The following is a 24188-nucleotide window of genomic DNA, read 5'->3' as shown; positions in this document are numbered from 1 at the left end:
AGCGACACCTCAGATAAAAAAACTTCCAGCCACGAGCTGCAAAGAGAGAGACCATGTTCACTAAAATCCTGATCGCCAACCGCGGCGAAATCGCCTGCCGTGTCGCCGCCACCGCGCGCCGCATGGGTATCCAGACTGTCGCCGTGTATTCGGCAGCAGATGCCAATGCCAAGCACGTCGCCGTGTGCGACGAAGCGGTGCTGATCGGCCCCGCGCCGGCCAAGGAAAGCTATCTGTGCGGCGACAAGATCATCGCCGTGGCGCTGGCGACAGGTGCCCAGGCGATCCACCCGGGCTACGGTTTCCTCTCCGAGAACGCCGACTTCGCCGATGCCTGCCACGCAGCAGGCCTGGTCTTCATCGGCCCGCCGGCATCCGCCATGCGCGCCATGGGGTCGAAGTCGGCCGCCAAGTCGCTGATGGAAAAGGCCAATGTGCCGCTGGTGCCCGGCTACCATGGCGAAGAGCAGGATGCCGACTTCCTGCACGCGCAAGCCGACAAGATTGGCTACCCCGTCCTGCTGAAGGCATCGGCCGGCGGCGGCGGCAAGGGTATGCGCGTCATCGACAATTCAAACGATTTCAAGGCCGCGCTGGCCTCGTGCAAGCGCGAAGCGATCAGCTCTTTCGGCGACGACAAGGTGCTGGCCGAAAAATACCTGTCGCGCCCGCGGCATATCGAAATCCAGGTGTTTGCCGACACCCTGGGCAACTGCATCTATCTGTTCGAGCGCGATTGCTCGGTGCAGCGCCGCCATCAAAAGGTGCTGGAAGAAGCGCCAGCGCCGGGCATGCCGTTTGACCGCCGCGCCGCCATGGGCGAGGCGGCCGTCGCTGCCGCCAAGGCCGTCGGCTATGTGGGTGCGGGCACGGTGGAATTCATCGCCAACCAGGATGGTTCGTTCTACTTCATGGAGATGAACACGCGCTTGCAGGTCGAGCATCCGGTGACGGAAATGATCACCGGCACCGACCTGGTGGAATGGCAGCTGCGCGTCGCCTTTGGCGAAGCGCTGCCGAAAAAACAGAGCGAATTGACCATCCACGGCCACGCCATCGAGGCGCGCATCTATGCGGAAAATCCGGAAAAAGGCTTCCTGCCGTCGATCGGCACCCTGCGCCACATGCAGGCGCCGCCCGCCGTCACGTTCGAGCTGGGTGGCACGCCCGTGCCGGCCAGCGTGCGCATCGATTCGGGCGTGCGCGAAGGCGATGCGATCTCGCCATTCTATGACCCGATGATCGCCAAGCTGATCGTCTGGGGCGCGGACCGCCGCGAGGCGCTGGCGCGCATGGCGCAGGCGCTGTCGGAATTCCAGATCGTCGGCCTGGCCAGCAATATCGCCTTCTTGAAACGCCTGGTCGAAGGCCAGGCATTTGCCAGCGCCGACCTCGACACGGGTTTGATCGAGCGCAATCACGATACCCTGTTCCCCGCCCTGCAGGCAGCGCCCGACACGGCCCTGGCGCTGGCGGCAGTCAGCCTGCTGCTGGAAGAAAAAACAGCCAGCGAAGCGCAATCAGCCAACCGCGCCGACCCGTGGGGCAATGCCCTGGGCTGGCGCTTGAACAGTACGCTGGGGCGCAAGCTGTCATTTGCCGACGAATTTACGCTGGCCGGCGACAGCAAGGCCTATGTGGCGCGCATCGCGTACCAGACAGACGGCTGGCTGTTCAACGGCCAACCCCTCACCTTGACGGCACGCAAAGGCCTGGAGCTGCACATCAAGCTCGGTGAGCGGGCCGTGCATGGCACCGTGCTGCGCGACGGCGAACAGTTCCACGTGTTCATGCGTGGCGCGCACTACACCTTGCACTACAACGACCCGATGGCGCATGCCGGCGAAATGGAGGCGGAAGGCGGACGCCTGACGGCGCCGATGCCGGGCAAGGTCGTCGCCGTACTGGTCAATAAAGGGCAAGACGTCAAGAAAGGCGAGCCTCTGGTGATCATGGAAGCGATGAAGATGGAGCACACCATCGCCGCGCCGCACGACGGCCTGGTGGAAGACGTGCTGTATGCGGTCGGCGACCAGGTCGCCGATGGCGCGCCGCTGCTGGCCTTCAAAGCGGCCGCTTAAGGGTAGCTCACAATGCGCATACTCCTGCAACGTGCGGACGGCAAAGAAGCGGCGTGGATCGCCGACTTCAAGGACTTGCTGCCCGAAGCCGAGATCCACTTCTGGCGTGAAGGCACACCAGCGCCAGCTTGTGATTACGCCGTCGTCTGGCAACCGCCAGCGGCCATGCTGGCGCATCTGGCCAATATAAAAGCCATCTTCAATATGGGCGCCGGCGTCGACGCCCTGCTCAAGTTCAGCGAGTCGCTACCGGCACACGTGCCGCTGGTGCGCCTGGGCGATGCGGGCATGGGCGTGCAGATGGCGGAATATGTCAGCCACGCCGTGCTGCGCCACTTCCGCCGTTTCGACGACTACGAAGCGCAGGGCCGCGCGGGCATCTGGCAGCCGCTGCCCGCGTTTGACAAGGCGGACTTTCCCGTCGGCGTGCTGGGCATGGGCGTGCTGGGCACGCGCGTACTGGAAGCGCTGGCGCAATTTGAATTTCCCCTGCGTGGCTGGAGCCGCAGCCAGAAGCAGCTCGATGGGGTGCAGTGCTTCGCGGGCGAAGAGGGGCTCGACGCCTTCCTGCGCGGCACGCGTGTGCTGGTGTGCATGCTGCCGCTGACACCCGACACGCATAACCTGCTGGACCGCGCGCGCCTGTCCATGCTGCTGCCGGGCGCCTACGTCATCAACGTGGCGCGCGGCGCGCATATGGCCGAACCGGATTTGCTGACCCTGATCCGCTCGGGGCATATTGCGGGCGCCACCCTGGACGTGTTCCGCAACGAGCCGCTGCCGCAGCAGCACCCGTTCTGGCAAGAACCGCGCATCACCATCACGCCGCATATTTCGGCCGCCACCCTGCGCCGCGAAAGCGTGGCGCAAATCGCCGCCAAGATGCGCCGCCTGCATGCCGGAGAGCCTGTGGCCGGCATCGTCAACCGTTTGCAAGGATATTGACATGAACGTACTACCAAATTTGCCGAAACAGGTCAAGATCGTCGAAGTGGGCCCGCGCGACGGCCTGCAAAATGAAAAGGAAACCATCAGCGCCGCCGTCAAGATCGAGCTGGTCGACAGGTTGACGCTGGCGGGCTTCGCCAATATCGAGGCGGCGTCGTTCGTCTCGCCCAAATGGGTGCCGCAGATGGCCACCAGCGCGGAAGTGATGGAGAAAATCGCGCGCCGTGCCGGCACCATGTATTCGGCGCTGACGCCGAACATGCAAGGTTTCGAGGCTGCGCTGGCGGCAAAGGCTGATGAAGTGGTGATCTTCGGTTCCGCCTCCGAGGCGTTCTCGCAAAAAAACATCAATTGCTCGATCGCCGAATCGATCGCCCGCTTCGAGGGCGTGGCCAAGGCGGCCAAGGATCATGGCCTGCGCCTGCGCGGCAGCATCAGCTGCGCCTTCGGCTGCCCCTACCAGGGCGACGTGCCGCTCGACGCCGTGGCCGACGTGGTGGGACGCATGCGCGACCTCGGTTGCGACGAAATCGACATCGCCGACACCATCGGCGTGGCCACGCCGAGAAAAACGCAGGCGGTAATGGAGCGCGCCATCGCGGCCTTCCACGTGGGCGGCCTGTCTGGCCACTTCCACGACACCTACGGCCAGGCGCTGGCAAATATCTACGCCAGCCTGGAGATGGGCATTGCGATTTATCATTCGTCCGTCTCGGGCCTGGGCGGCTGCCCGTACGCCAAGGGCGCCACCGGCAATGTCGCCACGGAAGACGTGCTGTACATGATGGCCGGCCTGGGCATCGCCACCGGCATCGACCTGGACCTGGTGGTGGACGCGGGCCAGTTCATCGCGCAGCAACTGGGCCGCAAGGGTTCCAGCCGCGCCGGCAACGCCATCGCGGCGAAACGCCTGGGGTAAATGGAAAGGGGCTACGGCCCTGCTGCATGCCGCTGGGGCATGCAGTACGGACGAAAAAAAACCCAAGAGTCGAAACTCTTGGGTTTTTTTCTACAAATTTGGTCGGAGTACAAGGATTCGAACCTTGGACCCCCTGGTCCCAAACCAGGTGCGCTACCGGGCTGCGCCACACTCCGAAGACCAAGATAATACAGCCCGTATCGACTTCGGTCAAGGGTCAGGTGAAACTCTGTGTAAATTATTTACGCGCGACACCGATACGCATGTATTTATCAACACTATCGAAGTATGCGACACTCACCAGGCAAGTTTTCCCGCTCAGACATGAAGGCGACGACGGCAATGGAATTGCGTATGGAAAGAAGCGGCGCTGGCCAGCCCATGGCGAATCGCCGCGGCATCGCGCTGGGCATTGCCGTGTCCCTGCTGCTGCATGGCGCGCTGGTGTACCTGTGGCGCCATGCGCAGCCACCCGCCCTGCCAGACGCGGCGCGGCGCGTGGAATCGGTCACCGTGTGGATACGCCCGCTGGCTGCCAAGCCGCCGCCACCGCCCGTCGAAGTGCTCAAGCCGAAACACGAACCCAAGCCCATCAGCAAGGCAAAGCGCAACACCGTCCGGAAAACGCCAACGACGGCAGCCACACCAGCATCGAGCCAGAATACGATCACCGTGGCGCCCACGGCAGCAATCACGCCAACGGTCAGCCCCACTACGCTAACGCCAGATACGCCGAAGTTCGACATGGACGCGGCCAGGAAGACGGCGCGCAAGGTGGCTGGCGAACGCGACCCGTCCAAGGTGGGTACGGCCGTGGGGCAAATCCCCGACAAGCCGCTGCAAACGGAAAGCCAGCTGGCGCGCGACATCGCGCAAGGCAAGCGCGGCGATTGCCGTACGGCCTATGCGGGCGCGGGCTTGCTGGCGCCCGTGCTGATGCTGCTCGACAAGAAAGATAGTGGCTGCAAGTGGTAATTATGTAAGGGCATACCCAATCGGGCATGCCGGAATCGCGTTATTCCTGCCCCTTCAACTGCAGCGCCCGCTCGTACAGGGCGTTTTTCTTGCGGCCCGTGATCTGCGCCGTCAGGTTGGCAGCCTGCTTGACGCTGCATTCGGCCAGCAAAATGTTCAGGATGCGCTCCGCTTCCACGTCTTCCGCGTCCTGCGCTTCGGTGGCGCCTTCCAGCAGGACGACAAATTCGCCCTTTTCGCGGTGCGCGTCGGCACGTATCCACGCTTCGGCTTCGGACAAGGGGCAGCGGTGGATTTCTTCGAACATTTTCGTCAGCTCGCGCGCAAACACTACCTGGCGCGTCGGCTCGAACGCCTCCACCAAGGCCGTGGCGCAATCGAGGATACGGTGCGGCGCTTCATAGAACACCATGGTGGCCGTCACGCCGCGCAGGCTGTGCAGCATGTTTTCGCGCTGCTTGGCCTTCGCCGGCAGGAAGCCGATAAAGTAAAACTGGTCATTGAGCAAGCCGCTGGCGGAAATGGCGGTGATCGCCGCCGACGGGCCGGGCAAGGGCAGCACGCGCAAGCCGGCCGCGCGCACGGCGTCGACGATGCGCGCACCGGGGTCGGAGACGGCAGGGGTTCCCGCGTCGGAGACCAGCGCGATGCGCTCGCCGGCATGCAGGCGGGCAATCAGGGTTTGCGCCACTTCGCGCTCATTATGTTGGTGCGCCGCAATCAATGGCTTGTTCAGGCCAAAGCGCGTCAGCAGGTGCGCCGTGTTGCGCGTATCTTCACAGGCAACGGCATCGGCAATGCTCAGCAAATGCAGCGCGCGCAGGCTGATATCGGTCACATTACCGATCGGCGTGGCCACTATATACAATGTTGCGATAGGATAGACCTGGTGCGCCGCCTCTGTCATGATGGGCAGGCTGGCGATGGAGCTGATTTCTTGTACGGTCATTTTGGAGGTTAAATGCTTGCTAATAGTGTGAAGTTACTGCTTGTTTGTGCCGCGACCGGCATGCTGAGCGCTTGCAGCACGCCTTGCGACGCGCCCGGGCAATTGTGCGCGCCTATTGAATCTAACACAAGGGCACTGCCGCCTCCGCCACCGCTGCCACCACCCGTGCCGCCCAAACCGCAGCCGCCCGAACCGGTCACCTTTGCCGTGGCCGTGCCCGATATTACCTCGTACGACGAGAATGGCGCGCCGCTGGCGCCCGTCAGGAACAAGCCGGCTACCGGCACGGCTATCGATATGCCAGCGGCCACGGCGCCGGCACCCGCCGATGGCAATGTCCACCACATCGGCCTGCTGCTGCCGCTGCGTTCGGCGTCCCTGGGACCGGCCGCCGAACTGCTGCGCGCCGGCTTCATGGCCGCCTATGAGCGCGACCGCAGCGGCTTTGAAGTGACGGTGATCGACACGGGCGACGGCAGCAGCGACACCCTGAACAAATTTGCGCAAGCGCAAGAAGAGCAAGACATCGTCGTCGGCCCCCTGTCGCGCTCGGCCGTCACGGCCGTGGCCAACAGCAATCTGGTGCGTAAACCCACCATCGCCCTGAACCACCCGGATAACCGCGGCAACGCGCGCCTGCCGGAAAAAATGCTGGTAATGGGTTTGTCGATCGAGGCGGAAGCACGCCAGGTCGCCGCCTGGGCTGCCAGCGAACAGCCTGGCGCCAGCGCACTGATCCTGTCGGCCGGCTCGCCCTCGCAGCGCCGCACCAGCGCCGCCTTCAAGCAGGAATGGCTGCGCCAGGGCGGCAAGATCGAAACGATGGACTTGACGGCCACGAATGGCTACCTGAGCGATGCCGAACTGGTGCAGCTGCGCGCGCGTCTTGCCGCCACGCCGCCGGGCCTGCTGTTTGCCGCGCTCGACGCCGACCAGGCGCGCCAGCTGCGCGTGGCCATCGGCGGCGATTTGCCCCTGTATGGCACCTCGTCCATGAATCCGGGCGCCGGACGCGGCGCCAGCGGCCCCGAGCTCGACGGCGCGCGCCTGCTGGACTTGCCATGGCAGGTGCAGCGCGACCATCCGCAGGTGATGGTGTATCCGCAGCCGCCGCAGCCAGGCGAACGGCGCCTGACGGCCGACATGGAACGCCTGTATGCGCTGGGCATCGATGCCTTCCGCGTGGCGCGCGAAGTGGCGCTGCGCCCGGATGCACCATTCACGCTCGATGGCGTGACGGGCCGCCTGGCCGTGCGCTTTGAAGATGGTCAAACCATCTTCGAACGCACGGAACAGGCCGCCAGCTACCAGCAGGGCGTGCTTGGCACCTGGCCACCGAAGGAAATCGCCACGCCAGCGGCCTTGCCGCAGGCACAATAAGGACCTTCCATGCCGCGCCTGCCTTTCCAGACGAAACAGGAACGGGGGCGGCAGGCGGAAGACGATGCGCTGGCCTACCTGTTGCTGCAAGGCTTGGTGCTGCTGGAGCGCAACTATCTGTGCAAGGGGGGCGAGCTGGACTTGATCATGCGCGATGGTGATGGCGTCGTCTTCGTGGAAGTGCGTCTGCGCTCGGGCGCGGCCTTCGGCGGCGCCCTGGCCAGCATCACGCCGGCCAAGCAGCGGCGCATGGTGGTGGCCGCGCAAACCTGGCTGCTGGGGCAAAAGCGCTTGCCGGCCTGCCGCTTCGATGCGCTGTGCATCGATGGCGGGCGTATCAGCTGGCTGAAAAACATTTTGGATATGTAAGCATTTTTAACAGTGCTTGTCCGCCACGCCGCGCGCCTGCACTATAATCGGCAGACTATGAATAATCAACGCATCCTCTCGCACTTCCACGAAAGTGCCGAACTCAAGATCCAGGCCGCTAGCGTACTGGCGCCGCCTATTGCGCAGGCGATCGACCTGATGTTTTATGCATTGTCCAACGGCAACAAGATCCTGGCCTGCGGGAATGGCGGTTCCGCCGCCGACTGCCAGCATTTTGCAGCCGAGCTGGTGGGCCGCTTCGAGCGCGAGCGCTTTCCGCTGCCGGCCCTGGCGCTGACGACGGACACCTCGATCCTCACAGCCGTGGCGAATGACTACAGCTACCGCGAGATTTTCTCGAAACAGGTGCAGGCCTTCGGCCAGGCGGGCGACATCCTGCTGGCCATCTCCACGTCGGGCAATTCGGCCAACGTGATGGCCGCCGTGGAAGCGGCGCTGGAGCGCGAAATGCGCGTCGTGGCGCTGACGGGCAAGGACGGCGGCGCCATCGGCAAGATGCTGACGGATGCCGACGTGCATATCTGCGTGCCCGCCGAACGCACGGCGCGCATCCAGGAAGTGCACCTGACCACCATACATTGCATTTGCGACGGTATCGATGTCGCCCTATTCGGAGGAGACGTGAATGACTAAATTCGGTACTGGCCCAGGCTGGAAAGGCGTACAACGCCCGTTGGCGACCTTTCTTTTGTGCGGTGCCATGCTCACCTCGCTCACCGGCTGCATCGAATTGATGGTCGGTGGCGCGGTGATGGGCGGCGTCGCCGCCGCAGACCGCCGCACCCTGGGCGCCCAGACTGAAGACAAGTCGATCGCCCTGAAAGGCGAGTCACGCATCCCCTCCATCGTTGGCGACGTGGGCCATGTGAACGTCACCAGCTTCAACCGCCGCGTCCTGCTGACGGGCGAAGTGCGCGATGAAGCGATGAAAAATGCCGTCGAGCGCGAAGTGCGCAACATCGATGGCGTGGAATCGGTGGCCAACGAGCTGATCATCGCCGGCCCTGCCACCTACACCTCGCGTTCGAACGATGCGCTGATCACCACCAAGGTCAAGGCCAGCCTGGTGGACATGAAAACCATCTCGGCCGCCTCGTTCAAGGTCGTCACGGAAAACGGCACCGTCTTCCTGATGGGCCGGGTCACCCAGCGCGAAGGCACGGTCGCCTCCGACGTGGCGCGCGGCGTGGGCGGCGTGCAGAAAGTGGTCAAGCTGTTCGACTACATCTCGGAAGCGGAACTGAAGCAATTGCAGCCCGATGCGCCGCAGCGCACCACCAGCGACGCCGTCAGCCAATAAGGCGCGCCGTCTGACCTGCAGCAAGGACGTCACGATACGGCTACAATAGCCGCATCGTGGCCGCATCGCCGCGCTTTTCAAGTGAACTTATTTCAACTTCGCCATGTCAACTTCGCCATCCGTTAGCAAATCCTGGCTCAAGCCAGCCCTCATCGCCGTCTTCGTGGCGGGCGTGGCAGCGGCCGGCTATCTGTCGCTGAATGACAAGCAAAGCGCGCCGGACGTGACCTTCCATGGCATCCATGGCGAGAAAATCACCTCGGCCAGCCTGCGCGGCAAGGTGGTGATGGTCAATTTCTGGGCCACCTCGTGCACCACCTGCGTGGCGGAAATGCCGGAAATGGTCGACACTTACAACAAGTACAAGGGGCAGGGACTGGAATTCGTGGCCGTGGCCATGAAATACGACCCGGCCAACTACGTGCTGAACTTCGCCGAAACACGCCAGCTGCCGTTCAAGGTGGCGCTCGACGTGACGGGCGAGGCGGCCAAGGCCTACGGCGACGTGGCCCTGACACCCACCACTTTCGTGCTCGACAAGCAGGGCAAGATCCTCAAGCGTTATGTGGGCAAGCCCGAGTTTGCCGAATTGCACAAGCTTTTGGAAACAGCCATCGCCGGCTGATCCACCCCATCAACACCGCACAAAACCTTGTTGCCAACTGTTGCCAAACTGTTATAACCTTCTCATGCGTGATCCGATTCACCTTGTGAAGGCCAGCCGTGTCCCTAGCCGCTCAACCGCCCGACCCGCAACAACTCAAAACCTGGCTGCTTGCCGCCGGCAACAAGGACGCCATCGCGTTCCGCCAGCTATATAACTGCACATCATCGAAACTGTTTGGCTTCGCGCTGCGTATATTGCATAAGCAAGAGCTTGCTGAAGAAGCCTTGCAAGAGGGTTTCGTCGCTATCTGGAACAATGCCGCCACCTACCAGAGCCATCTGGCGGCGCCCATGACCTGGATGGCCACCATCGTGCGCAACAAGGCGTTCGATGTGCTGCGGCGCAGCGACGACACCGTGGAAATCGATGCCGAACAGTTTGATAGCGAAGTCATGAATGCACTCCGAGACCCCCAGGCCACGCCCATCGAGTCGCTGCAAATGAGCGGCGACGCCAAGGCGCTGGCGTTTTGCATGTCGGCCCTGGAAGGGCTGCACCGGCAGGTGGTCGCCCTGGCGTATTACCATGACCTGTCGCACAGTGAAGTGGCACAGCAGATGTCGCTGCCGATCGGCACCGTGAAGACCTGGATACGCCGCAGCCTGGAGCGGCTGCGAACGTGCCTGGCGAAACGGGAGGCACCATGAATATCCGCGGCAATGACAGCCTGCGCCAGAAACTGGCATCCGAATACGTGCTGGGCACCCTGAAAGGGGGCGCGCGGCGGCGTTTCGAAGGCTGGCTGCACAACGACGCCGACTTGCGCAATATCACGGCCGAATGGCGCCAACGCCTGGAACCGATGGCGGAATTTGCCACGCCGGTGGCGCCGAGCAAGCGCGTGTGGCAGCAGATCGAGCGGCGCTTGCACCTGGCGCCGCAAGACAGCTGGGCTTTTTTCCGCGATTCGCTGTCATTCTGGCGTTCGTTAAGCATGGCGTCGAGCGCCATCGCGGCGCTGCTGGTGATCGTCATCGCCACGCGCCTGTTTGACGCACCGCAAATCAGCTATGTTGCCAGCCTGACGGACGAAAAAGCGCAAACGGCCCTGCTGCTGACGGCCGACAGCCGCCACGGCGCGCTCGAGGTGCGCATGGTGGGCAACGCGCCCGTACCTGCTGACCGCGACCTGGAACTGTGGGCCGTGCCGAAGAGCGGCAACCCGCGCTCCCTGGGCTTACTGGCCGACAAGGGCAGCGTGAAACTGGCCCTGTCGGAGCGCGCCATCGGCAACGACGTGGCCTTGCTGGCCGTTACCCTGGAGCCGAAAGGCGGCTCGCCCGATCCGAACGGACCGACGGGACCGATACTCTACAAGGGTAACTGGATAAAAATCTAAGCTTGCTTGGGATACAGAATCATCTGCGTGCAGCGAAACAGGGCAATCGTCTTGCCCGTTTCCTTGCTTTTCACCACGGCATCCCACACTTGCGTGTTGCGGCCCTTGTGTTCGACCTTGGCCGTGCAGGTGATGGTGCCATCGCGGGCCGTGCCCAGGTGGTTCGACTTGAGTTCGACGGTGGTGAAATTGCTGGCGCCTTCGGGCAGGTTGACGATGCAGCCATAACCGGACGCCGTGTCGGCCAGGGTCACCACGCTGCCGGCATGCAGATAGCCATTCGGCGCCAGCAAATGCGGCAGCACGGGCAATTCTGCCGTCAGCTGGCCATCGCCCACTGCCGTGATAACGATGCCCAGATGGCCGGGCAGGCGGCCCACGCCGCGTTCATTCAACAGTGCTACGGTGATTTCCGGATTGCTCATAGTGCTCCTTGTGAACCTCGTGGTCCTTGTGATTGAGTGGCTCCGGACAGGAAGGCTGCCGGAAAACACTGTGATCATAGCAATGATCCACGCTTCGGTTTGAAGACCCGCTATTTCCCCTTGCGCCGCCGTTTCCACCACACCAGGGTGCCAGTCAGCATGAACAGCAGGGGCATCAGGCCGAAAAGCGTAATAAAGCTGCGCCCGGCCACGCCGAAGGCCTGGCCCGAGTGCAGCGGGAATTGCCAGCCCAGGAAGCGTTCGCCATACGACGCCGTCAAGGGGTCGCGGATGCGCAGGGCCATGCCGCTGCGCGCATCGAGCGTGAGGCGGGTGGCGCCGTCGCCCTGGGCGATTTCGTCTGGCTGGCGCACGCGGATGTCATACGGCTGATCCTTCCTGGCCGGCAGCACGATGCGCGACACGCGCGCCTGCGGGTAAATCCTCTGCGCGGCCACCATGGCCTCGCCCGCATCGAGCAGCGCCCCGTCCTGCGGCACATTCTTGAGCTTTTCCGTGGCCGGTACCGTCGACACCAGCCCCACCAGCGGCACCACCAGCTGCGGCAAGTTGAAATAGATGCCGGAAAAGGCGATCACGGCCAGCACGGGCGCGGCAAAGAAGCCAGCGGCCTTGTGAAACGTGTAGTTGAAACGGGGCCAGGAACCGCCATGCGACACCGTCAAGGCGCGCCGGATGGCCGTCCACTGCAGGCGCGGCCACCACAGGTAGATACCGCTGATGGCCATCAGCAGCAGCATCACGCCGGAAATGCCGGTGACGGTCTTGCCCACTTCGCCCGACAGCAAATAGCGGTGCAAATGAAACATGCCCGACATCAAGAGCGGGCGCGTGAGGCCGAAGCGGCCCCATTCCCGCTCGCCCTTCACTTGCAGGGTGTACGGGTCGACCATCACCTGGCGCACGATGGCCTGGCTGAACATGGACGGCTTGCCGGGCTGGCGATACGAGGCCACATACACGTCGCGCGCATCGGCGGGCGGATTGATCTGCGCGGGCTTGCCATAGGCGGGATCGGCCGTGAGGCGCTCCACCACCGTTTGCACGGCGCGCGGCGTGACCTGGAAAACCTGGCCAGGCGGGGGCGTGCTGGCCTGCAATAGGGTGGGATTCAGATACGCATCAAGCTCCGGCATCCAGGCGATGGCGGAGCCCGTCAAGCCCAGCAGGACGAACAGGGCGCCGAACCATAGCCCCGCATACAGGTGCAGCTTGGTGATCAACCACTTGCTCAGGCGTTTCGACATTTGAGGGGAGACTCGGGGAATTTTGGCTGCGGAACGATAGCATGAAAGAAGCGGAGTGAAAATCATTATCAGGCGGCCACCCTGTCATGCCCCCATTAGCGCAAATGAATTGCAACAAGCGCTGACAACGATGCGATTTTCTTGCTACTATTCGCCCATGTCTTCCCGCCACTCCACCCGCAAGCGTGCTCATCACGGGACGTCCGCCCTCGCGCGCACGCCGTGGCGTTTGTGCGTGGCCCTGTTCAGTGCGCTGGCCCTGGTGTTTTTGCTATCGACGGCCGCCTCGCACTTGCACAAGACCAGCCTCGGCGCGGAAGAGTGCGCGCTGTGCACCACGGTCATCGACAAGGTGGCCGATATCGCCGTGCCGCCGGCCATCGTGGAGCCGCCCGCACAATTATTGCCCTACCGCTTGCTGGCCGCCGCGCCAGCCACCCTGGCGCCCGTCGCCGCCATCGTCTTGCCGCCCGTGCGCGGCCCGCCTGCTACCTCGCTGTAATTCCCACGCTCTTTCTTTTTTTCAGGCTGCACCGCCGCGTCTTATGCGCGCCGGGCCGCCTGGCGTTGACTATTTTCGAGGTATCCCATGCAACACACTCCCCGCCTGAGCGCGCTATCGCTCGCCCTTGCCAGCCTGTTTACTATTTCCGCCCATGCCGCCGAGCCTGCGGATGCCAGCACGGCAGCAGATGTTGTGCCGCAAGACATGCAGACAGTGGAAGTGACTTCCGCCCACCTGAAAAGCGCCCGCATCGACCTGTCGCCAAAAGTCGGCACCACCATCTACAGCATCGACAGCCACATGGTGGACATGCTGGGGCAGGGCGACAACACGCCATTCAATGAAGTGCTGCTGCGCCTGCCTGGCGTGTCGCAAGATTCGAAGGGTTCCGGCGCCCTGCACGTGCGCGACGATCATGCCAACGTGCAATACCGCATTAATGGCGTGCAATTGCCAGAAAGCATCAGCGGCTTCGGCCAGGCTATCGACACGCGCTTGATCGACCATACGGATTTCATCACGGGCGCCTTGCCGGCCCAGTTCGGCCTGCGCACGGCGGGCATTGTCGATATTGAAACAAAAGAAGGCGGCATGACGCCGGGCGGGCGCATCGGCATCCTGGTGGGCAGCCACGACCATGTGGAGCCGAGTGCTGAATTTTTCGGCAGCGTCGGCAAGTTCAATTATTACCTGTCCGGCAGCTACCTGGGCAATGCGCTGGGCGTGGAAAACCCGCAAGACACGCGCAGCGCCCTGCACGACAAGACGCGCCAGAACAAGTCGTTCGGCAGCCTGTCGTATTTCCTCGATGACAACACGCGCCTGGGCGCCATGTTCGGCACGTATAACGGCCGCTTCCAGATTCCCAACAACCCGGACCAGGCGCCCGCCTTCTCCCTGGCCGGTCACAGCGATGCGCAGGCGGGCACGTCCAATCTGCCGTCCTCGCAACTGGACGAAAACCAGCGCGAAGTGAACCGCTTCCTGGTGCTGTCGCTGCAAAAAAGCATGGGCGACATCAATTACCAGCTATCCGCCTTCCACCAGTATTCGGAACTGCACTTCACGCCCGATCCCATTGGCGACCTGATCTACAACGGCGTGGCCTCCGATTCGCGCCGTTCGAACAACGCTTCCGGTGCCCAGTTCGACATCAGCTACAAATTGCAGCAAGACCACACCCTGCGCGCCGGCCTGGCCTACACGCGCCAAAAAACCACCAGCGACAACACGGTGGCCGTCTTCCCCGCCCTGGACGGCGCGCAAAGCGCCAGCACGCCCGTCACCATTCTCGACAACAGCGGCAAGACGGGCACCCTGGCCAGCTTTTACCTGCAGGATGAATGGCATATCAGCAAGCCCTTGACCCTGAACTACGGCGCCCGTTTCGACAAGGTCTCGGCCTACACCAGCGAGCAGCAATGGAGCCCGCGCATCAACCTGGCGTATCAAATTGCCCCGGGCACGGCCCTGCACGCAGGCTACTCGCGCTACTTCACGCCGCCGCCACAGGAACTGGCCGCGCAGGGCAGCATCGACCTGTACGCGAACACGACGAATGCGCCGGAAATCGGCCAGTCGGACAACGTCAAGGCCGAGCGCACGCACTATTACGACGTGGGCATCAGCCACCAGGTCAATTCAAAACTGACCCTGACGGCGGACGCCTATTATAAAAAGATCAGCAACCTGCTCGACGAAGGCCAGTTCGGCCAGGCGCTGATCCTCACGCCATTCAATTACGCGCAAGGCTACGCCAAGGGACTGGAATTGTCGGCCATCTACAGCGAGAAGAACTGGGGCCTGTTCCTCAATGCCAGCACGCAAAAGGCGCAGGGGCGCAACATCAATTCGGGCCAGGCCCTGTTTGGCGCCGATGAGTTGAACTACATCAGCTCCCATTATGTCTACCTCGATCATGACCAGAAATATACGATGTCCGGTGGCGCCCATTATCACTTCGGCGATTCGAAAGTGAGCGCTGACTTCCTCTACGGCAGCGGCCTGCGCATGACGCCGGATGGCGGCGCACCGAATTCCGCTCATCTGCCCAGCTACTTCACCGTCAACACGGCGCTCACGCACACGTGGAAAAACACGCCCGTGGGCAAGGTGGAAGGACGGCTGGCCCTGCTCAACCTGTTCGACAAATCGTATCTGCTGCGCGACGGTTCCGGCGTGGGCGTGGGGGCACCGCAATACGGCGCCCGCCGCAGCCTGTATGCGGGCCTGTCGACCAGCTTCTAGGGCGCGCGAGGACAGCGGCAGGGAGCAACGCCTGCCGCTGTCTCAAACGCAACACGTCATACCCGGCCCCGGACGACCACCGCCTGGCCATGCACAGGCAAAAAAAAACCGCCCGGCTCTACAGCGGGCGGCTCTTGATACAGCGCAAGGTGCTTAGAAATTCAGCGCCGATTCCACGCCGGCGCTGTGCGCCTGTTCGTCCGCGTGGTAGGAGCTGCGCACCATGGCGCCCACGGCGGCGTGGGTGAAGCCCATTTTATAGGCTTCTGCCTCGAACATCTTGAAGACGTCCGGGTGCACGTAGCGGCGCACGGGCAGGTGGCTGCTTGAGGGCGCCAGGTACTGGCCGATGGTCAGCATGTCGATGTCGTGCTCGCGCATGTCGCGCATCACTTGCAGGATTTCCTCGTCCGTCTCGCCCAGGCCCACCATAATGCCGGACTTGGTTTTCACGCCCGGGTACATGGCCTTGAAGTCTTTCAGCAGTTTCAGCGAATGCATGTAGTCCGAACCGGGGCGCGCTTCCTTGTACAGGCGCGGCGCCGTTTCCAGGTTGTGGTTCATGACGTCAGGCAAGCCATCCTTGAACAGCAGCAAGGCTTTTTCCAGGCGGCCGCGGAAGTCGGGCACCAGCACTTCGATGCGGGTGTTCGGCGACAGGGCGCGCGTTTGCTGGATGCACTCGACGAAGTGGCCGGCGCCGCCGTCGCGCAAGTCATCGCGGTCGACGGAGGTGATGACGACGTAGTTCAGGCGCAGCTTGGCGATGGTTTTCGACAAGTTGGCCGGCTCGTCCTTGTCCAGCGGGTCCGGGCGGCCATGGCCGACGTCACAGAACGGGCAGCGGCGCGTGCACTTGTCCCCCATGATCATGAAGGTGGCCGTGCCCTTGCCGAAGCATTCGCCGATATTCGGGCAGCTAGCTTCTTCGCACACGGTCACGAGCTTGTTTTCGCGCAGGATGTCCTTGATTTCATAGAAACGGGTCGATGCCGAGGCGGCCTTGACGCGAATCCAGTCCGGCTTTTTCAGGCGCTCGACTTGCTCGATCGGAATGATCTTGATCGGGATGCGCGAGGTCTTGCTGGCGCCTTTTTGCTTTTCGCTCGGATTGTAGGCGGGAGCGGCGGGGGCGGGGGCGGTGCTGGAAATGGTCTCAGAAGTCATGGCTGCAAGCCCTTGACGGGCGTGTTGGTTTGTTTGCTCAGGCATCCGCTGCCTGAGGCGCGCCTGCGGCGCTGTTTACTTCGGTTACATCGAGTAATACGGTCAATTCTTGGGCCAGGGCCCGCTGCACCTCGGCCAGCGGCGCCACCACGCCCATGCTGCGCATGTCCACCGTCTTCAGGCCGGAATAACCGCAGGGGTTAATCCAGGAAAACGGCGCCAGGTCCATCGCCACGTTGAGCGATACGCCATGGTAGGTGCAGCCATTGCCGCGCACTTTCAGTCCCAGCGCGGCGATCTTCGCACCCTTGTCTGGCCCGCCGGCAATATAAATGCCAGGCGCGCCATCGATGCGCTCGCCAGCGAGATTATACGCCGCCAGCACGTTGATGATGGCTTGCTCGATTTTTTGCACGAACTGGCGCGCATACAGCTTGCCGCCCGGCTTGTTGCGGCGCAAGTCCATCAGCAGGTAAATCACCACCTGGCCGGGGCCGTGGAAGGTGACTTCGCCGCCCCGGTCGGTCTGGATCACAGGAATCGCGTCGGCGCCGGCCAGCAAGTGGCCGCGGTCGGCCGCCAAGCCCAGGGTGAACACGGGCGGATGCTCGACGATCCACAGTTCGTCGCGCGTGTCCGTCGTGCGCGCATCGGTAAAGGCGCGCATGGCGGCAAAGGTCGGTTCGTAGTCGACGCGGCCCAGCTCGCGGATCAGCGCCGCTTCGGTTCGGGTGGTGGTCATGACAGATTCTGTGCTCAGGCGGCGAAGCCGTGATTATAAGCCAGGCCGCCGTTTCATTCAGGCCCAGGCACGGGCAGCAACAGCAGCCTGCCCAATTTTTGTGCAGCATGGCGCACCTGGGCCAGGTTGAGGGCCGTGTAGCCAAGCAGCACGGCCGGCGCCAGCCTGGTGCTATGGCAAAAATCACCGAGCGGCTGCAGCGCCAGCCCTTCCTGCGCCGCGCGCGCGCAAAATTGGCGCTCATCGCTGCCCGCTGGCAGCCACAGCACGCAATGAAAGCCCGCCTGCTGGCCCGAAATGGCATAGCGCCCGGGCGCGGCCTGTTCGAGGCAGGCCAGCAACAGGTCGCGCCGCTCCTTGTAGGCCAGCCTGGCCTGGCGCAGATGGCGCACGAAACCGCCTTCCTCCATCCAGGCGGCCAGCGGGAGTTGTTCCGTCACGCCCACCGAACGGCCCGTCAGCTGCAAGGTGCGCAGCAGCAGCGGGCGCAAGCCGGGTGGCAGCACCATGAAGCCCACGCGCAAGCCCGCAAACAAGGTCTTGTTGAAACTGCCACAGTAAATGACGCGCTGGTACTGGTCGAGCGCCTTCAGGGCCGCCAGCGGCGCACTGTGGTAATTGAATTCACTGTCGTAATCGTCTTCCACCACCCAGGCGCCGTTGTCGTTCGCCCATTCCAGCAAGGCCAGGCGGCGCGTGACGGACATTGTCACGCCCAGCGGCGACTGGTGCGCCGGCGTCACATACGCGAGGCTGGCGTCGCCGTGCAGGCGCAGCACGGCGCTGTCGATGCCCTCGGCGTCAACGGGGATGTCCACTGGCACGGCACCGGCGAGGGCGAACAGGGCGCGCGCGGCCGGATAGCCGGGCTCTTCCAGGCAGACCTTGTCGCCATCGCGCACGATGCTGCGGGCCAGCAAGTCGATCGCATGGCGGATGCCGGTGGTGACAACGATGTCTTGCGGGTCGCAGCGGATGCCACGGTATTTGCCCAGGAAATCGGCGATCTCCTGGCGCAGCCGGGGCTCGCCGGCCGGATCGGCGCTGCACAGCTGCTCCGGCGTGGCGGCGGCCAGCGCCCGCGCAGCGCATTTGGACCAGGCGGCCATGGGAAACAGGCTGGCGTCGGCGCGCCGGGCAACGAAGGGCAGGCCGTCGCGCACGCCAGTATCGGACACAGGTGCCGGCTCGGAAAATGGCCCGGCCGGGGTGGCATCTCCAAATCCTGCCATCAAAAACCGTTCCGGCACCACGGCGCACACGCGCGTGCCGGAACCGGGCACACGCGTCACATACGCTTCCGCATGCAAGCGGTCGAAGACGGTTTCGATGGTGCCGCGCGACAACTCCCACCGTTCGGCCAGGGTGCGGCTGGACGGCAAACGACCGCCCGCCGGCAGCATCTTCGTCAGGATGGCCGAGCGCAGCGCTTCATACGCGCCGTCCTGCTTGTTGACGCCAGCCTTGTCGAGCCAGCTGGTTGGGCGGGGCAAGTCCAGCGCTAGCGGTGATTTTCCTCGCGGCATGATGATGATCGTCCAAGTGGTCCAATGAATTTTCTGTTGACTGGCACTTCGTATTACACCACAAACATTTTACTCTCACCGTTCTGGTGCGCCAATCGGGCGCGCCACGCCGCTATCGGGATCGGGATGGAGGTCGTGTGCATGGAGAAGGGAACTTGCCGGCCACACCAGCGCTGGCGCAGACGGGCTTGCCGCTGGCGGAGCCGGCGAGCGGCGTGATGGACGAGGATTTGCCGATGCCGATGCGCCGTCATCAAGGGTGACGGCGTGGTGCTGCAGGAAGTGGGCAGGGCTGCGCCTGTTCGATACGCTGGCGTCCAGCGCCGGCGTGTAGCTGATCAATCCATGCGCGCCTTGCGTGCCTGGCTGGAAGTGGAAGCGGCCGCCATCCAGGCACGCGAAGCGCTGATCAATTGCCTACATGACAATCTTGACCATCGGGTGGCCCGACAGCGCCATGTACAGGGCATCGAGCTGCTCGCGGCTGATGGCGCGCACGGTCACGGTCAGGCCCGTGTAATTGCCCTTCGGCGATGGACGCTCTTCCATGCGGCCCACATGGAAGGTCGGATCGTGGATGATGACCAGTTCCAGCATGGTGGGGGCGAAGTCAACATGCGTCGGGCCCATGATTTTGATGGGAAAATCGCTCGGGTATTCGATCAGCGATTCGCTGTGAGGAATCGTCTGTTCGCTGGGAGGGGTGGTTTGCATAGGAAATCCAATCAGTGCCGGTAAGGACAGGCGGCGCAGCGCACATCGCGCGGCGGCTGCATAAAAGCGTATTGTAGCCAACTTTGATGGCGGGCGCGCCCGTTACCCTGGCGCCCCCGTGGCGGCAAAAAAAAGCCAGCCGGGTAAGCTGGCGAAAAACCATTTTGCGTGGACAAAATAGCCGGAAAAATCGCTGCTGCCACGCTGCGTGGCAACAATGTCACCACGGTAGAGAACCCAGCACCGCTTTTCTTCCGGCATGTGACGAACTGCCGCTTTTGCGCCCTGAGCTCGCCATGGCGCGGCCAGGCGCGATGGCTGCTGGCGTCAGCGCTCCGCTTCCTGCTGCTGCCGGCCGTTGCGCCCGGGGTTGCCGCGCTCATTACCCCTCTCATTATTCCGCTCATTGGTCCGCTCACGCGGTGGATTGGCGCGTTCGCCGCGCGCTTCCTGCGGCGCACGCGCGGCCGGCGCCGGCATCGGCGGCGGTGCGGGCCGTGGGGCGGCAACGGGCGGTGCGGCCGGGGGCGGCGCCGTTTGCTGCACCTCGCGGCGGTTGCCGCGCTCCCAGTGGCCGCCGTCAGGGCGCGGCGCGTCGGCAGGACGCTCCATGACGGGGCGCTGTGGCCGTTCGGCGCGCGGCGCATCGGCGCGCGGACGCTCCTCGCCACGCCACGCGGGTGATCGGCCCACATGCTCCTGCACGGGCGGCATGGCTGGCATCACGGGCTGGGCCGGCACGGCGGGCGACGGCGGCTGAGATGGCACGGCGGGCACGGGCGGGCGGTTCGGCATCACCGGACGGGGCGCCATGTGCGTCTGGCCATCATCCGTCTGCAAGCGGCCAGGGCGGTTGGACCAGTCGCGCCGGGGGACGTTATCCATGCGCGGCGCCTGGACGGGGCGCTGCCAATTGGCTGCGGGCGGTGGCGCCGTGCTCAAGGGCAAGCTTTGCATGACGGGCGGCGGCATGGTGGTGCGGTTGCGGCGCGGCACGTCGACCGTGCGCTTCCCGTCAAAACGCTCGCCGGGCAGCATGCTCATGCCATCGCGGCGTTCGCGCTCGCCCGCCACGGGATGGCGGCCATCGGCGTAGCGGTTGAGGCGGCGTGCATACTCGCTGCTGGCGCGGTAGCCGGGCACGTAGCGCTCGTGCGGCGCGAGGGGGAACCAGCCCACGCCGGGGCGCGAGCCATGCTGTGGCCCATGATTTGGCCCGTGATTTGGCCCATTACTGCCACCAACCCAGCCCACCAGCGCCGGCGCCCAAGGCACGCGTGCGCGTTCACGCCCCGGCGCCCAGCCCCAGCGCTGGCCGCGCAGCACCCAGCGGCCGTAATGCGAGGGCGCGTAGCCCCACGGCGCGTTGTCGACCCAGGTCCAGCCCCACGGCGCGATCCAGGTCCAGCGTCCATCGCTGTACGGCGCCCAGCCCAGCGGCACGCTGCTAGGCAGCCACAGGGGGCCGTATTGCGCATCATCCTGCCAGGCGCCGTAGCGGTCCAGCTCTTCATAGCCGGTGGTATCGGCCGTGACATAGCGCAAGGCTGGCGTGGCGATGGGCAAGGCTTCGGGCCAGTTGTCAAAGGCCACGCGCTGCAAGGCGCCCGTGCGCACTTCCCCGTCCGTCAGTTCGGCGCGCTTGCCGGCACGCAAGGTCACGCTGGCCGTGGTGCCATCGACCTCGGCCGCGCCTTCGAGCACGCTGACGACGCTGGTGCCGGGCTGGCGCTCGGCATCGATGCGCACCCAGCCCGGCTCGCTCAGGGTCACGCGGGCCTGGCTGGTCGTCAATTCCAGGCCGCGCAGCGCGTCCGGATTGCGCACGCGTACGCTGACACTGCCATAGCTGAGGTGCAAGCGAAAACTGTCATCATCGAGCTCGCTCACTTCCAGCTCGGAATCGCCGTCGAGGCGCACGGCCGCCGCGCCCACGCGAAACTCGGCCAGCGCGCCGCGCATGGTGCTCAAACGGTTATCCGTGGTGACGGGCCAGTTCAGCAAGGCGTTTTGCGCCTCGCCATCGCCGGCACGCACCAGCACCTGCCCTTCGACAGTCGAGATGCGGCCCACGCGGGCGGGTGGATCCTGTGCCAGGGCAAAGGTACACGCCGACGACAGCAGCACGGCGCACAGCGTTTTCAGCAGGGGGAGAGAGAGGGTCGGACGCATGGCAGCGCTCCAGGCAGGACGTACACGAATGACAAAAATGGATTACAAGCTGTAGTACAGCCTTCTTCGGCCGGCATCGCAAGCGAGCTTACAAATGTTTGCATGTTGCCCGGCTTCAGGACGCCGCGTGGCTGCCGCGCTTGACGAAGAACAGGGCCGCGCCGACGGCCATCAGCAAGCCGCCAAAGAAGCGGTTCTGTTTTTTCACGGCGCGGGCATCGCGAAAAAAGCGCTGCATCGACGACGCCAGGAATGCGTAGCCGTGCATGATGAGCAAGTCGATGCTGCACATGGTGACGGCCAGTATCAGCAATTGCGGCAGCAGCGGCGCGTTGGCGCTGATGAATTGCGGCAACACCGCTACCATGAAGATGATGCCTTTCGGATTCGTCACATTCGTCAAAAAACCCGTCAGCACGCGCCGGCGGCCAGACGGCAGCACGGCCTCGGCATGCAAGTCGCCGGCCACGGCCACCCTGGCGCGCCACTGCGACAGGCCCAGGTAGATCAGGTACAGCGCGCCCACCGTCTTGACGATATTGAATGCCACTTCGGAGGCCAGCAGCAGGGAACCCACCCCGGCGCCGGCGATGCCCAGCACGACCAGCAGGCCCAGCTGCAAACCGAGGATAGTGGCGCTGGCCTTCTTCACCCCGTACGACAAGCCATGCGACATCGACAACACGGCGCCCGAGCCGGGCGAGACGGCGATGATGGAGGCGGCAATGACGAAGGTGATCCAGGTGGCAAAGTGCATGCGGTTTCCAGAAAATGATGAAGTAGAGCAATTTTACCCCGCCCCGTGCGGCCCTGCCGGCCATCCCTGGGGTAAGATCAGGGTCACGCTGTCCCTTGCTGCACAACCAAGAATAACATCATGAAAAACAACACTTTCCTAGCTCCAACATTCCCATCCACCACCGTGGGAGCGCGCTGAGATGGCCGGCTCCAGCCTGCTGGCCCTGCTCGACGACATCGCCAGCATCCTCGATGACGTTTCCCTGATGACCAAGGTGGCCGCCAAGAAGACGGCCGGCGTGCTGGGCGACGACCTGGCCCTGAACGCGCAGCAGGTGGCCGGCGTGCGCGCCGAGCGCGAACTGCCCGTGGTGTGGGCCGTCGCCGTCGGTTCCATGAAGAACAAGGTCATCCTGGTGCCCGCCGCGCTGGCCATCAGCGCGTTTGCGCCGTGGGCCATCACGCCGTTGCTGATGGTGGGCGGCGCCTACCTGTGCTTCGAGGGCTTCGAGAAAATCGCCCACAAATATTTGCATCCGGACGACAGCCACAAGGCCGAGCTGGCGCAGGCGCTGCGCGATCCGCAGGTCGACCTGGTGGCGCTGGAAAAGGACAAGATCAAGGGCGCCATCCGCACCGACTTCATCCTGTCGGCGGAAATCATCGTCATCGCCCTGGGCACGGTGGCCACGGCCACTTTCGCGCAGCAGGTGGCCGTCGTGGTCGGCATCGCCATCATCATGACGGTGGGCGTGTATGGCCTGGTGGCCGGCATCGTCAAGCTCGACGATGCCGGCTTTTATCTGGCCGCGCGCAAGGGCGCGGGCGCGCTGATGGATGGCGTGCGCAGCTTTGGCGGCATGCTGGTCTCGGCGGCGCCGAAACTGATGAAATTTCTCTCCGTGGTGGGCACCCTGGCCATGTTCATGGTGGGTGGCGGCATCCTCACCCACGGCTGGCCATGGGCCAGCGGCATGCTGCATCAGGCCGAAGTGGCGCTTGGCAGCGTCGCTGGCATCGGTCCCGTGCTGGCGGCCGTCACGCCCAGCCTGATCAACGCCATTGCTGGCCTCATCGCCGGCGGCCTGGTGCTCGCTGGCGTCACGGCCGTGTCGGCTTTGTTGCGCCGGCTCAAACCGGGCAAATAAGCTTTCTGTTCTGATGGAGCGGCAGGCGCATCCGTGCCTGCCGCCCCGGCCATGCCTGCGGCGCCTGCCCGTCCATGGAGACTCTATGCTGCCATCCCCCATCCAACGCCCCAGCAGCGCCTTTATCGGCGCCTCCTGGGCTGCCATGCTGATTGGCGTCATCACCTACCTTTCCGGCCTGTGGAACGCCACGATGGCGCTCAACGAGAAGGGCTATTACTTTACGCTCCTCATGTATGGCCTGTTCGCCGCCATCTCGCTGCAAAAATGCGTGCGCGACCGCACGGAAGGCATTGCCGTCACGGGCATCTATGTTGGCCTGTGCTGGATCTCCGTGCTGCTGGCCTTGCTGCTGCTGACGGTCGGCCTGTGGAACGCCAGCTTGCAAAACAGTGAAAAGGGCTTCTATGCCATGGCATTCCTGCTGAGCCTGTTTGCAGCCGTGGCCGTGCAAAAGAATGTGCGCGACGTGACACGCGCTGCGCCAGCCACGCCCACCGAGGCGCCGGGAACCTAAACCGCGCCCGCGCGTCTATCTGACCGCGACAAGGTGGTCGGCGTGTTGCCGGACGGCGGGCGCCGACTAAG

General features: G+C 64.0%; 25 protein-coding genes and 1 tRNA gene. 15 read left to right on the top strand and 11 right to left on the bottom strand.

The genetic code is table 11. The annotated features are described in order from the left end of the window. The first annotated feature begins 53 nt into the window (after positions 1-53). The 3 genes from ACQ4W6_RS04760 to ACQ4W6_RS04750 are packed head-to-tail and all read left to right on the top strand — an operon-like array spanning position 54 to position 3948. A complete protein-coding gene (locus tag ACQ4W6_RS04760) occupies positions 54-2081 on the top strand; it encodes an acetyl/propionyl/methylcrotonyl-CoA carboxylase subunit alpha (RefSeq protein WP_436566028.1) in 2028 nt (675 codons plus the stop codon). Positions 2082-2093: 12 nt separating this feature from the next. Further along, positions 2094-3026, top strand: coding sequence for a 2-hydroxyacid dehydrogenase (locus ACQ4W6_RS04755; RefSeq protein WP_436566027.1), 933 nt, complete (start codon positions 2094-2096; stop codon positions 3024-3026). A gap of 1 nt (position 3027) precedes the next feature. Continuing rightward, complete coding sequence (locus ACQ4W6_RS04750) at positions 3028-3948, top strand: hydroxymethylglutaryl-CoA lyase (protein WP_436566026.1); 921 nt, start codon at positions 3028-3030, stop codon at positions 3946-3948. A gap of 99 nt (positions 3949-4047) precedes the next feature. Here ACQ4W6_RS04750 and ACQ4W6_RS04745 read toward each other — a convergent pair. After that, positions 4048-4124: transfer RNA gene (locus ACQ4W6_RS04745), tRNA-Pro, on the bottom strand. A gap of 178 nt (positions 4125-4302) precedes the next feature. Between ACQ4W6_RS04745 and ACQ4W6_RS04740 the strand changes: the two genes are divergently transcribed. Continuing rightward, positions 4303-4923, top strand: coding sequence for a hypothetical protein (locus ACQ4W6_RS04740; protein ID WP_436566025.1), 621 nt, complete (start codon positions 4303-4305; stop codon positions 4921-4923). Between the two features lie 40 nt (positions 4924-4963). Here the strand turns inward: ACQ4W6_RS04740 and rsmI are convergent, their stop codons facing one another. Next, on the bottom strand, positions 4964-5872 hold the full coding sequence (gene rsmI / locus ACQ4W6_RS04735; protein ID WP_436566024.1) for a 16S rRNA (cytidine(1402)-2'-O)-methyltransferase: 909 nt from the start codon (positions 5870-5872) through the stop codon (positions 4964-4966). Positions 5873-6037: 165 nt separating this feature from the next. Here rsmI and ACQ4W6_RS04730 point away from each other — a divergent pair, with 165 nt between their 5' ends. The 7 genes from ACQ4W6_RS04730 (at position 6038) to ACQ4W6_RS04700 (ending at position 10948) form a co-directional block, all read left to right on the top strand. Then, a complete protein-coding gene (locus ACQ4W6_RS04730) occupies positions 6038-7252 on the top strand; it encodes a penicillin-binding protein activator (protein ID WP_436566023.1) in 1215 nt (404 codons plus the stop codon). A gap of 9 nt (positions 7253-7261) precedes the next feature. Further along, on the top strand, positions 7262-7621 hold the full coding sequence (locus ACQ4W6_RS04725; protein WP_436566022.1) for a YraN family protein: 360 nt from the start codon (positions 7262-7264) through the stop codon (positions 7619-7621). A 57-nt stretch (positions 7622-7678) separates the two neighbouring features. Then, entirely contained in the window at positions 7679-8275 is a 597-nt protein-coding gene (locus ACQ4W6_RS04720) for a phosphoheptose isomerase (RefSeq protein WP_436566021.1), read from the top strand. Beyond that, a complete protein-coding gene (locus tag ACQ4W6_RS04715) occupies positions 8268-8942 on the top strand; it encodes a BON domain-containing protein (RefSeq protein WP_436566020.1) in 675 nt (224 codons plus the stop codon). Before ACQ4W6_RS04720 ends, ACQ4W6_RS04715 begins: the two co-directional genes overlap by 8 nt. A 103-nt stretch (positions 8943-9045) precedes the next feature. After that, positions 9046-9567, top strand: coding sequence for a peroxiredoxin family protein (locus ACQ4W6_RS04710; RefSeq protein ID WP_436566019.1), 522 nt, complete (start codon positions 9046-9048; stop codon positions 9565-9567). A 98-nt stretch (positions 9568-9665) separates the two neighbouring features. Then, positions 9666-10256 carry a sigma-70 family RNA polymerase sigma factor gene (locus ACQ4W6_RS04705; RefSeq protein ID WP_436566018.1) on the top strand — a complete coding sequence of 197 codons (591 nt, stop codon included), beginning with the start codon at positions 9666-9668 and terminating at the stop codon, positions 10254-10256. Beyond that, entirely contained in the window at positions 10253-10948 is a 696-nt protein-coding gene (locus ACQ4W6_RS04700) for an anti-sigma factor (protein WP_436566017.1), read from the top strand. The genes ACQ4W6_RS04705 and ACQ4W6_RS04700 overlap by 4 nt, the downstream gene beginning before the upstream one ends. On the opposite strand, the gene ACQ4W6_RS04695 is transcribed toward ACQ4W6_RS04700, so the two are convergent. Together ACQ4W6_RS04695 and ACQ4W6_RS04690 are read right to left on the bottom strand one after the other, a co-directional pair. Continuing rightward, positions 10945-11373: a PaaI family thioesterase gene (locus tag ACQ4W6_RS04695; RefSeq protein ID WP_436566016.1), complete on the bottom strand. Its 429-nt coding sequence runs from the start codon at positions 11371-11373 to the stop codon at positions 10945-10947. The two genes, ACQ4W6_RS04700 and ACQ4W6_RS04695, sit on opposite strands and share 4 nt — an antisense overlap. Positions 11374-11483: 110 nt before the next feature. After that, positions 11484-12641: a PepSY-associated TM helix domain-containing protein gene (locus tag ACQ4W6_RS04690; RefSeq protein WP_436566015.1), complete on the bottom strand. Its 1158-nt coding sequence runs from the start codon at positions 12639-12641 to the stop codon at positions 11484-11486. A 157-nt stretch (positions 12642-12798) separates the two neighbouring features. Between ACQ4W6_RS04690 and ACQ4W6_RS04685 the strand changes: the two genes are divergently transcribed. Next, positions 12799-13143, top strand: a complete 345-nt coding sequence (locus ACQ4W6_RS04685) for a hypothetical protein (protein WP_436566014.1) — start codon at positions 12799-12801, stop codon at positions 13141-13143. Positions 13144-13230: 87 nt separating this feature from the next. Beyond that, entirely contained in the window at positions 13231-15393 is a 2163-nt protein-coding gene (locus ACQ4W6_RS04680; RefSeq protein ID WP_436566013.1) for a TonB-dependent receptor, read from the top strand. Positions 15394-15546: 153 nt separating this feature from the next. Here the strand turns inward: ACQ4W6_RS04680 and lipA are convergent, their stop codons facing one another. The 7 genes from lipA to ACQ4W6_RS04645 all read right to left on the bottom strand — a co-directional run bounded on the left by lipA (position 15547) and on the right by ACQ4W6_RS04645 (position 22471). After that, positions 15547-16560: a lipoyl synthase gene (gene lipA, locus ACQ4W6_RS04675; RefSeq protein WP_436566012.1), complete on the bottom strand. Its 1014-nt coding sequence runs from the start codon at positions 16558-16560 to the stop codon at positions 15547-15549. A gap of 37 nt (positions 16561-16597) precedes the next feature. Continuing rightward, a complete protein-coding gene (lipB, locus tag ACQ4W6_RS04670; RefSeq protein ID WP_436566011.1) occupies positions 16598-17302 on the bottom strand; it encodes a lipoyl(octanoyl) transferase LipB in 705 nt (234 codons plus the stop codon). A 53-nt stretch (positions 17303-17355) separates the two neighbouring features. Next, entirely contained in the window at positions 17356-18828 is a 1473-nt protein-coding gene (gene pdxR / locus ACQ4W6_RS04665) for a MocR-like pyridoxine biosynthesis transcription factor PdxR (RefSeq protein WP_436566010.1), read from the bottom strand. 417 nt (positions 18829-19245) lie between these two features. Further along, positions 19246-19542, bottom strand: coding sequence for a DUF493 family protein (locus ACQ4W6_RS04660; RefSeq protein WP_436566009.1), 297 nt, complete (start codon positions 19540-19542; stop codon positions 19246-19248). A 102-nt stretch (positions 19543-19644) separates the two neighbouring features. Further along, positions 19645-19803 carry a hypothetical protein gene (locus tag ACQ4W6_RS04655; RefSeq protein WP_436566008.1) on the bottom strand — a complete coding sequence of 53 codons (159 nt, stop codon included), beginning with the start codon at positions 19801-19803 and terminating at the stop codon, positions 19645-19647. Between the two features lie 66 nt (positions 19804-19869). Continuing rightward, positions 19870-21714, bottom strand: coding sequence for a DUF6600 domain-containing protein (locus ACQ4W6_RS04650; RefSeq protein ID WP_436566007.1), 1845 nt, complete (start codon positions 21712-21714; stop codon positions 19870-19872). A gap of 115 nt (positions 21715-21829) precedes the next feature. Beyond that, entirely contained in the window at positions 21830-22471 is a 642-nt protein-coding gene (locus ACQ4W6_RS04645) for a LysE family transporter (RefSeq protein WP_436566006.1), read from the bottom strand. Between the two features lie 181 nt (positions 22472-22652). Here ACQ4W6_RS04645 and ACQ4W6_RS04640 point away from each other — a divergent pair, with 181 nt between their 5' ends. Together ACQ4W6_RS04640 and yiaA are read left to right on the top strand one after the other, a co-directional pair. Further along, complete coding sequence (locus tag ACQ4W6_RS04640; RefSeq protein WP_436566005.1) at positions 22653-23600, top strand: DUF808 domain-containing protein; 948 nt, start codon at positions 22653-22655, stop codon at positions 23598-23600. An 85-nt stretch (positions 23601-23685) separates the two neighbouring features. Beyond that, complete coding sequence (gene yiaA, locus ACQ4W6_RS04635) at positions 23686-24117, top strand: inner membrane protein YiaA (protein ID WP_436566004.1); 432 nt, start codon at positions 23686-23688, stop codon at positions 24115-24117. The last annotated feature ends 71 nt before the right edge of the window (positions 24118-24188 follow it).

Source organism: Janthinobacterium woesei (genome assembly GCF_051380875.1).
Classification (GTDB): Bacteria; Pseudomonadota; Gammaproteobacteria; order Burkholderiales; family Burkholderiaceae_D; genus Janthinobacterium.
This window is presented reverse-complemented; position numbering and strand designations above follow the sequence as displayed.